The 8,768-nt window shown below is 59.9% G+C and carries 7 protein-coding genes and 1 rRNA gene; 3 read left to right on the plus strand and 5 right to left on the minus strand.

The annotated features are described in order from the left end of the window. Nucleotides 1-32: 32 nt before the first annotated feature. Nucleotides 33-2,969 carry an acyl-CoA dehydratase activase gene (locus H8S55_RS12265; RefSeq protein ID WP_186879193.1) on the minus strand — a complete coding sequence of 979 codons (2,937 nt, stop codon included), beginning with the start codon at nt 2,967-2,969 and terminating at the stop codon, nt 33-35. Nucleotides 2,970-3,225: 256 nt separating this feature from the next. On the opposite strand from H8S55_RS12265, the gene H8S55_RS12270 reads away from it, so the two are divergent. The 3 genes from H8S55_RS12270 to gltS all read left to right on the plus strand — a co-directional run bounded on the left by H8S55_RS12270 (nt 3,226) and on the right by gltS (nt 6,857). Beyond that, nucleotides 3,226-4,530: a sensor histidine kinase gene (locus H8S55_RS12270; protein WP_186879194.1), complete on the plus strand. Its 1,305-nt coding sequence runs from the start codon at nt 3,226-3,228 to the stop codon at nt 4,528-4,530. Then, nucleotides 4,527-5,363, plus strand: a complete 837-nt coding sequence (locus H8S55_RS12275; protein ID WP_186879195.1) for a DNA-binding domain-containing protein — start codon at nt 4,527-4,529, stop codon at nt 5,361-5,363. Before H8S55_RS12270 ends, H8S55_RS12275 begins: the two co-directional genes overlap by 4 nt. Nucleotides 5,364-5,624: 261 nt before the next feature. Continuing rightward, the gene (gltS, locus tag H8S55_RS12280; protein WP_186879196.1) at nt 5,625-6,857 is read left to right on the plus strand and encodes a sodium/glutamate symporter; all 1,233 of its coding nucleotides are present in this window, start codon (nt 5,625-5,627) and stop codon (nt 6,855-6,857) included. A 117-nt stretch (nt 6,858-6,974) separates the two neighbouring features. On the opposite strand, the gene H8S55_RS12285 is transcribed toward gltS, so the two are convergent. The 4 genes from H8S55_RS12285 to rrf all read right to left on the minus strand — a co-directional run bounded on the left by H8S55_RS12285 (nt 6,975) and on the right by rrf (nt 8,768). Continuing rightward, nucleotides 6,975-7,205 (minus strand): hypothetical protein, encoded by a 231-nt coding sequence (locus tag H8S55_RS12285; protein ID WP_207721854.1) that lies wholly within the window; start codon nt 7,203-7,205, stop codon nt 6,975-6,977. A 212-nt stretch (nt 7,206-7,417) separates the two neighbouring features. After that, the gene (locus H8S55_RS12290; protein WP_186879198.1) at nt 7,418-8,002 is read right to left on the minus strand and encodes an epoxyqueuosine reductase QueH; all 585 of its coding nucleotides are present in this window, start codon (nt 8,000-8,002) and stop codon (nt 7,418-7,420) included. Beyond that, nucleotides 7,999-8,523: an SLOG family protein gene (locus tag H8S55_RS12295; RefSeq protein ID WP_243200603.1), complete on the minus strand. Its 525-nt coding sequence runs from the start codon at nt 8,521-8,523 to the stop codon at nt 7,999-8,001. The genes H8S55_RS12290 and H8S55_RS12295 overlap by 4 nt, the downstream gene beginning before the upstream one ends. 129 nt (nt 8,524-8,652) lie before the next feature. Continuing rightward, nucleotides 8,653-8,768 (minus strand): 5S ribosomal RNA (gene rrf, locus H8S55_RS12300).

The raw sequence follows: 8,768 nt of genomic DNA on the forward strand, positions 1-8,768 counted from the left end.
TTCCTTTCTGGATCGTCTGTCCGGACGGTGGATCAGTTCCGCTGCTTTCTGGCCTGAATGGCGGCCATCAGGCTGCGGATGCGGATCTTCACTGCGCCCAAATTGTTGATGTCGTCGATCTTCAGCTGGGTATACAGCTTGCCCCCGTCCTCCAGGATGGAGCGCATCTCGTCGCCGGTGATGGCATCGATGCCGCAGCCGAAGGACACCAACTGGATGACCTCCATGTCCGGCTGGGTGCAGGCATACCGGGCGGCGTTGTACATTCTGGCGTGATAGGTCCACTGGTTGAGCACATGGCGGGGGGCCTTATCCTCCAGATAGGCCACCGAGTCCTCGGTGATGAGCACAAAGCCATAGGAGGTGATGAGGTCGTTGATGCCGTGGTTGATCTCCGGGTCCATGTGATAGGGGCGGCCGGCCACGATGAGGATGGGCCGTTCTTCTTTTCTGGCCTGGGCGATAAACTCCTGGGCCTTGGCTCTCAGGTCGTTCTTATAGTCGTCATAGGCGGCATAGGCGGCCTTCACCGCCGCCGCCGTCTCCCGCTTGGGGATCTGGAACTGCTCTGCAAACCAGGCCTCCGCCCGCTTGGCAAAGTCCCGGGGGCGGTGCAGGCCGAAATAGGGGTCAAAGTAGCGGACCTTTTTCAGGTCGGGCACGTTGGCGGCCAGCAGCTCGGGGTAATAGGCCACCACAGGGCAGTTATAGTTGTTGTCGCTCTTCCCCTCGTCAAAGTTATAGGGCATACAGGGATAGAAGATGCTGTCCACCCCCGCCTCCACCAGGGCCTCCACATGGCCGTGGAGCAGCTTGGCGGGGTAGCACACCGTGTCCGAGGGGATGGTGCGCTGGCCCTTGAGATAGAGCTTCCGGCTGGACTCCGGGGACAGGACCACCTGGAAATTCAGGTGGGTGAGCAGGGGGAACCAGAAGGGCAGATTCTCGTACATATTCAGGCCGAAGGGGATGCCCATGGTGCCCCGGCTGCCGTCTCCGGCACCGTTGCCCTGCATGGCGCGCAGCTTGGCGTATTTATACCGCATCAGGTCGGGCTGGCGGCTGGGCTCCTCCCCCAGGGGGCGGGAGCACCGGTTGCCCGAGACAAAGCGGCGGCCCCCGTCGAAGGAGTTCACCGTGAGGGAGCAGTGGTTGGTACAAAGGCCGCAGGTGGCCGGGCGGGCCTTGTGGGTAAAGTGGGCCAGATCGTCCGCCGTCAGCAGGCTGCTGTGGTCCAGGTGCAGGTCCCGGGCGGCCAGAGCTGCGCCGAAGGCACCCATCAGCCCGGCGATGGTGGGCCGGGTCACATTCCGGCCCAGCTCCTGCTCAAAGGCCCGCAGCACGGCATCGTTCAGGAAGGTGCCGCCCTGGACCACGATGTGCTCCCCCAGGTCGTCGGCAGAGGCGGCCCGGATGACCTTGTAAATGGCGTTTTTCACAATGGAGGTGGACAGGCCGGCGGAGATGTCCGCCACGCTGGCCCCGTCCTTTTGGGCCTGCTTCACGCTGGAGTTCATAAACACGGTACACCGGGAGCCCAGATTCACCGGCTTTTGGGTGAACAGCCCCAGCTTAGAGAAGTCGGCGATGGTATAGCCCAGGGCCTTGGCAAAGGTCTCGATGAAGGAGCCGCAGCCGGAGGAGCATGCCTCATTGAGCATGATGGAGTCCACTGCCCCGTTGCGGATCTTAAAGCACTTCATGTCCTGGCCGCCGATGTCGATGATAAAGTCCACGTCCGGCCGGAAGTGGGCCGCCGCCTTATAGTGGGCCATGGTCTCCACCAGGCCCAGATCGCAGGAGAAGGCGTTTTTGATCAGGTCCTCGCCATAGCCGGTGACGGCTGCGCCTTTTATCTGGATGCGGTCCCCGCACAGGGCGTAGATCTCTTTCAGCTGCTCCAACACGATGGCCACGGGGTTGCCCTCGTTGGAGTGGTAATAGGTATACAGCAATCCGCCGTCGGCGGTGATCAGGGCCAGCTTGGTGGTGGTGGACCCGGCGTCGATGCCCAGCCAGGCGGGACCAGTGTACGTCTTGGCATCCACCTCGGGCGGGTGGTTGGCGTTGTGCCGGGCACAGAAGGCGTCATACTCCTCCTGATCGTTGAACAGGGGGGGCATGGTGTCCACTGCCGTGGTGGTCTCCACGCTCTCCTCCAGCTTTTTCAGCACATCCTCGAAGGGAGCGGTGGCATAGTCGGCGGCGCACAGGGCTGCACCCATGGCGGCGAAGCAGTCGCCATCCTTGGGGAAGATGGCGTGGTCGGCGTCCAGCTTCAGGGTGTCCACAAAGCGCTCCCGCAGACCCATAAGAAAGTGGAGGGGACCGCCCAGAAAGACGATCTTGCCCTTCAGCTCCCGGCCCTGGGTCAGACCGGCCACCGTCTGATCCACCACGGCCTGGAAGATAGAGGCGGCCACGTCCTCCTTCCGCCCGCCCTGGTTCAAAATGGGCTGGATGTCGCTCTTGGCAAACACGCCGCACCGGGAGGCAATGGGGTAGATCTTCTCGTGCTTTAACGACAGGGCGTCCAACTCCTGGACGGACACGTTCATCAGGGTGGCCATCTGATCGATGAAGGCCCCGGTGCCCCCGGCACAGGAGCCGTTCATCCGCTCCTCCAGGGCCCCGCCGAAGAAGATGATCTTGGCATCCTCGCCCCCTAGCTCGATGACGGCATCGGTGTCAGGGATGTATGTATTCACGGCGGCGGCGGTGGCGTAGACCTCCTGTACAAAGTCGATGCCTGCGGCGTTGGCCACGCCCAGTCCGGCGGAGCCGGTGATGGTCACGCGGATCTGCTGTCCGGCCAGCATCTCAGAGATAGAGCGCAGGGTCTGGCAGGCCCGCTCTCTGGTTTTGGAGTAGTGCCGCTCGTATGAGCGGAACAGCAGTTTGTTGTGCTCGTCCAGCACCACCACTTTCACGGTGGTGGAGCCGATGTCGATTCCCACGCGCAGACTCATAATTGTTTCCCTTCCGTTGCTTTAGAGGCTGGGACTGTCCCTCGTTCCTGGACAATCTCATTTTTATTATGATAAAATTTTCCTCGGTGGAAAACAATGATATTTATGCTTTCTTAACACTCAGCCCGTCAGGAAAAACAGGATATTAACTGTATTTGCAGCAGCGGTTCAGCGCAAAAAAGCTCCTGCCCCCCTTGCACAAACTGAGAAACTTCTTTATGATAGAGGTATCGTATTTTGGAAAGGAGCCTGTCCCTTGTTCACTGCCCGCGCCCTCTCCGCCTTGCGGTTGTCCGCCCTGCAGCGGCGGCTGCTGGTGGGACTGTGCATCGCCCTGACCAGCCAGCTGTATCTCTCTGTGTGGGCAGATGGCTTTCGCGTATCTGCCGCTGTCATTCTCTATCCCGTGCTGCTCATTCTGGTCATGCGGGACAGCCACCGGCCCCAGACCGGTCTGGTGACGGGGCTGTTTGTACTGCTCTTCCGCACCCTCACTGATTTGTTTTCCGGCATGCCCCTGATTCAGGCCCTGGAGATAGAATACCCTGGCGGGGTATTTTATCTGTGCTACGATGTGCTGCTGTGCCTGCTGCTGTCCGACCGGCGCTCGGCCTCCTATCCCCGGCTGTGGCTTGCCACTCTGGTGTGCGACGTGGTCTCCAATGTTGTGAACCTGGTGCTGTCCAGCCACGGTCTGAATCTCTCCGCCGACATGCTGGCAGCCCTTCTGTGGCTGGCCTTTGGCCGTTCTATGGCTGCGCTGACCATCCTGTTTGTCAGCCGCAGCTATCGCCTGCTCATCCTGCGGGAGGAGCACGAGCAGCGCTATCAGCACCTGTTTTTGATGACCGCCGACCTGAAAACCGAGCTATACTTTCTGAAAAAGGATGCCGAGGATATCGAGGCCGTCATGTCCAGCGCCTATCAGCTCTACGAGCGTCTGGAGGCCCAGCACGCCGATGAATCCCTCACCGCCCTGGCTCTGTCCATCGCCCGGGATGTCCACGAGGTAAAAAAGGACAACCTGCGCATCATCCGAGGCATTGAAGAGGAGGTGGCCGGGGACTTTGACGATGAGACCATGGCCCTGTCCGACCTGCTGCACATCCTGCAGGTGTCCACCCGCCAGCTGCTGGGCCAGCTGCGGGCAGACATCCGCCTGGAGTGCAGCTGCGACCGGGACCTGCCCATCCGGGAGCACTACCGCCTGCTGTCTGTACTGAAAAATCTGGTGACCAACGCCGTGGAGGCCATTCAGGCCGGACCGGGCCACGGCAATGTGCAGGTGGACTGCCGCGTTCAGGGGGATGATCTGCGCCTGCAGGTGACGGACAACGGCCCCGGCATCTCCAGCCGGGCTATGAACCTGCTGTTTCAGGTGGGCTACTCCACCAAGTTCAACCCCGACACCGGCGACATCAACCGGGGCGTGGGGCTGCCCGCTGTGAAGTATATCGTAGATGAGCTGGGGGGCTCCATTCAGGTGGACTCCCGGCCCGGGGTACGCACCCAGTTTGACATTTTGCTGCCCTTGGCGGCGGTGACAGGAGGACAGGCATGAGAATTTATATCATCGAGGACGACATCACCGTCATCAGCATTCTGGAGGACATCGTGGAGCAAAATGAACTGGGCACCATCTGCGGCGACACCGCCGATGCCCCCCCGGATCTGGAGGGCATTCTGGCCGCCGACCCGGATCTGATCCTGGTGGACCTGCTTATGCCTGGCAAGGACGGCATCCAGGTGGTGCGGGAGCTGAAGGAGGGGGGCAGCCGGGCCAAGTTCATCATGATCTCCCAGGTGTCCGCCAAGGAGCTCATCGCCCGGGCCTATTCCGCCGGGGTGGACTTCTTCATCCAAAAGCCCATCAACCTGATCGAAGTCCGCCAGGTCATCCAGAACGTCTCCCGACAGATCGAAAACGAGCAGGCCCTGCGGGCCATCCAAAGCGTCTTTGCCGGCCGGGCTCCCGCTCCGCCGCCGGAGCCCCCCCTGTCCCGGGAGCGCCGCCGCATCAAGCACATCCTCAGCCAGCTGGGTATGGCCGGGGAGAAGGGCTCCCAGGACATCATCGAGCTGTGCATCGCCCTGCTCCAGCGGGGGCAGACCGCCTCTCAGGTGGGGGTAGCCGCCCTGTGCGCCCAGCTCAGCGACAACCCCAAGACTATGGAGCAGCGGGCCCGCCGTGCCCTGGACCGGGGCCTGAACCACATTGCCAGCCTGGGTGTGGAGGACTATACCAACGAGTTCTTCACCCGCTACTCCGCCCGCCTGTTCCCCTTTCAGGAGGTCCGCGCCGAGATGGCCCACCTCCAGGGCAAGGGCCCCGGCGGCAAGGCCAATCTGCGCACCTTTCTAGACGGCCTGTTGATCCTGGCTGAAGAGGAATGAAGAAAAACGAAGGTATAAACCGCCGGTTTTGAGAGGATATAAAGCACCGTTCACCGCTGTGGACGGTGCTTTTTTACGGATTTTGGGCCGGGTGCTGTACAGGATCACTGACTTTGAACAGAATGAATCATGAAATTAACAAAAATTTTATGGCCATGTTGAATTTTGAAGTTTTTTGAAGTGCCGTGCCTATAATGTGGATGATTTTTAACAAACTGGCTGTGTGGGCCAAATATTATTAAGAGAGAAGGAGTATACAATATGCCAGAATTTACCCTTGATATGTACCAGACGGCAGGCGTGGCTATGCTGCTGTTCGTCCTGGGACGCTTCCTGACCACCCGCATCGAATTCCTGAAGCGCTGCTGCATCCCTGCCCCCGTGGTAGGCGGACTGATCTTCGCTATCGTTCACCTGGTCCTCTATTCCTGCGGCGTTGTCCAGCTGAGCTTTGATGACAACGTGAAGAGCTTCTTTATGACCCTGTTCTTTACCAGCGTGGGCTACACTGCCTGCTTCCGTCTGCTGAAAAAGGGCGGCAAAAAGGTGTTCACCTTCCTGATCATTGCCATTGTGATGGTGTGCCTGCAGGACGTACTGGGCAGCGTGCTGGCCGCCGTGTTCCACTGGGATATGCGTCTGGGCCTGTGCACCGGCTCCATCCCTATGGTGGGCGGCCACGGCACCGCCGGTTCCTACGGTCCTCTGATGGAGAACAAGCTGGGCATCGAGGGCGCCAACGTGCTGGCCATCGCCGCCGCCACCTTCGGTCTGGTGTCCGGCTCCCTGATGGGCGGCCCCACTGCCCGGTCCATCATCAACCGCTACGGTCTGACCTCCACCGAGTCTGAGGCCGAGATCATGGAGATCGACGACGAGAACGCCGAGGAGAAGGCCAAGGCCGAGCGCGTGGACGCCGACGCCTTCACCAACGCCGCCATCCTGCTGATCGTGGCCTCCGGCGTGGGCACTGTGCTTACCGCCCTGCTGAACAACATCCACTTCGGCCAGTTTAAGCTCACCTTCCCCACCTATATCGGCGCCATGCTGGTGGCCGCTGTGATCCGTAACTTCTGCGACGCCAAGCACATCGTACTGCCCGCTAAGGCCATCGACCTGTGGGGCAACGTGTCTCTGTCCATCTTCCTGGCCATCGCCCTGATGACCCTGAAGCTGTGGCAGCTGGCCTCTCTGGCCGGCCCCATGATTGTCATGCTGGCCGCCCAGGTGGTTCTGATGTTCGTGTTTGCACGCTTTGTGGTGTTCAACATCATGGGCCGGGATTACGAGGCTGCCGTTATGACCTCCGCCTTCTGCGGCTTCGGTATGGGCGCCACCCCCAACGCCATGGCCAACATGCAGGTGCTGACCAAGCGCTACGGCCCCGCTCCTCAGGCCTACTTCATTGTGCCTCTGGTGGGCTCCCTGTTCATTGACTTCTTCAACGGCATCATCATCACCGGCTTTATGAACATCCTGCCCATGTTCGGATAATGCCGTCCCGTCTCTGATCACTTTTCCTGCCCTCTTTCTTGTCCTGTTCCCACAAGCAGCAGCGCCCCGAGCCAACCGGCCCGGGGCGCTGCTGTCTTTTCTGCTGTTTATTTCACATCACTTCACACTGCATAGAATCTCCACCCAGCTTTCGATGTTTTGTCCCTGGGACAGGTTAAGAGAATAGGAGAAACCATCTTTCTGCCACAGGGCCAGGGTAAACCGGCCATCCGCACCCTTAAGGGTGACATCGGCATCTGCCATCGTCAGCGTTTCCACATCGGGATACCGGTTAAAGTCCCCCGAGTTGTCCTCCGTCCCCTGTGACTTGCGCAAAAGGGCCGTCATGCCGTTTTCCCCACGGTATTCGACCTGGGGAGTCAAAGGCCATGTACAGGACCTCCTGAGGGGCAAACGGGAGTGTTTCCGCCTCCTCCACGGAAAAGCCCACCGCCTGTGGAAAACTTTTTGACTTTTTCTTCTCTCTTTTCCACACCCTGTGGAAAACTTTTCAGCACGCAAAACGGGGACACGCCCCTTTTGGAGCATGTCCCCGTCCGTCAATTTTGCGCCTGCTGTCCTTCCAGCGCCGCCCGGGCGGCCTTCTTTTTCCGCTTGGCGGCCATATAGCGGTCCTCCTCGCTGAAAATACAGCCGCAGTATTTCTGCATGTACATCCCGTGCTCCCGCGCAAATTCCTGGCCCGACCGGAACAGAGGTCGAAAGTCCCGATAGACGAAGGGGACCCCATATTTTTCTCCCATAGACTGGGCAATGGCCCGGACGGCATCGTGCTTTTGGTAGGGGGAGATGAGCAGCGAGGTGGTAAAGCCCTCATACCCGTTTTCGGCGGCATAGCGGGCGGTCTCCTCCATGCGGACCTGATAGCAATAGGCGCACCGGCCCTCAATGTTGTCCGCCACATGCTGGATCCAGGGCCGCAGGTCATAGGTCCCGCCGATGATCAGCTTCATGCCGATCTCTTTGGCATACGCCTCCAGGGTGGACTTCCTAGCCTGATACTCGGTGTAGGGGTGGATATTGGGGTTGAACCAAAAGCCGGTCACCGCCATCCCTTCCTGGCGCAGGCTCTCGATGGGCCGATTGGCGCAGGGGGCGCAGCAGGCGTGGAGCAGCAATCTCATATAGATTCCTCCTGACACAGGGATAAAATTTCTGTTTTTAGTCCCCGGCGCATGGCATAGGCCAGGGTCTGGGCGGTACCGCCCTTTGGCACACCGTCGTACACGGCGATGATCCGACTGGAGCGATCTACCATATACCGGTTCCGGCGCATCATGCACCCCCGGTCATAGTGGTGCTGCACCAGCGTCTCCAGATCGCACTGGTCCAGAATGGCCTGATAGCGCCGCCGGTCCCCCTCCGGCCAGCTGTTGGACTGAGTCTCGCAGGGCCGGGCGGCCTCCAGCGCCGCGTCTGAATGCTGCCGCCGCAGGGCCAGCACCGCCTCAGCAAAGTAGAAATCGGCCCCACGGGCCATGCCGCAGATGAAGTGGCGATAGCCATGGGCGTACGCACTTTCCACAGCCTGGTTCAAGCGGCGCTTTAAGTCCTGGCAGGCGGGGGCATTTTCCCAGTCCCCCCAGGGCAGCTTGTCAGGGCGGTGCCCGGTAAAGCAGCAGGTGATCTCCCGTTCCAAATCCAACGCTCCGCCCTCCGTTTCACGATTTTTCTCTATTCTAATATAAGAACCAGTCGCAGTCAACGGAATCCTGTCGAAACTTTGTTCTATATTTAGACAAAGAAAAAACGGTCAGCCTGAACTGACCGTTTGTGTTGGCATTACCTATCTTTCCGGCCCGTCTCCAGGCAAGTATTTTCGGCAGAAGCGAGCTTAACTTCCGTGTTCGGAATGGGAACGGGTGGACCCTCGCCCTAATCAATACCAAC

The sequence above is a fragment of the Flintibacter faecis genome (assembly GCF_014287875.1).
In the GTDB taxonomy this organism is placed as follows: domain Bacteria; phylum Bacillota; class Clostridia; order Oscillospirales; family Oscillospiraceae; genus Lawsonibacter; species Lawsonibacter faecis_A.

Bases quoted from the DNA above. Each gene is read 5' to 3' on its own strand.
- H8S55_RS12285 (WP_207721854.1), bottom strand. From the start codon at position 7,205: ATGACGGCCCTTTTGCGCAAGTCACAGGGGACGGAGGACAACTCGGGG.
- H8S55_RS12290 (WP_186879198.1), bottom strand. From the start codon at position 8,002: ATGAGATTGCTGCTCCACGCCTGCTGCGCCCCCTGCGCCAATCGGCCC.
- gltS (WP_186879196.1), top strand. From the start codon at position 5,625: ATGCCAGAATTTACCCTTGATATGTACCAGACGGCAGGCGTGGCTATG.
- H8S55_RS12275 (WP_186879195.1), top strand. From the start codon at position 4,527: ATGAGAATTTATATCATCGAGGACGACATCACCGTCATCAGCATTCTG.
- H8S55_RS12265 (WP_186879193.1), bottom strand. From the start codon at position 2,969: ATGAGTCTGCGCGTGGGAATCGACATCGGCTCCACCACCGTGAAAGTG.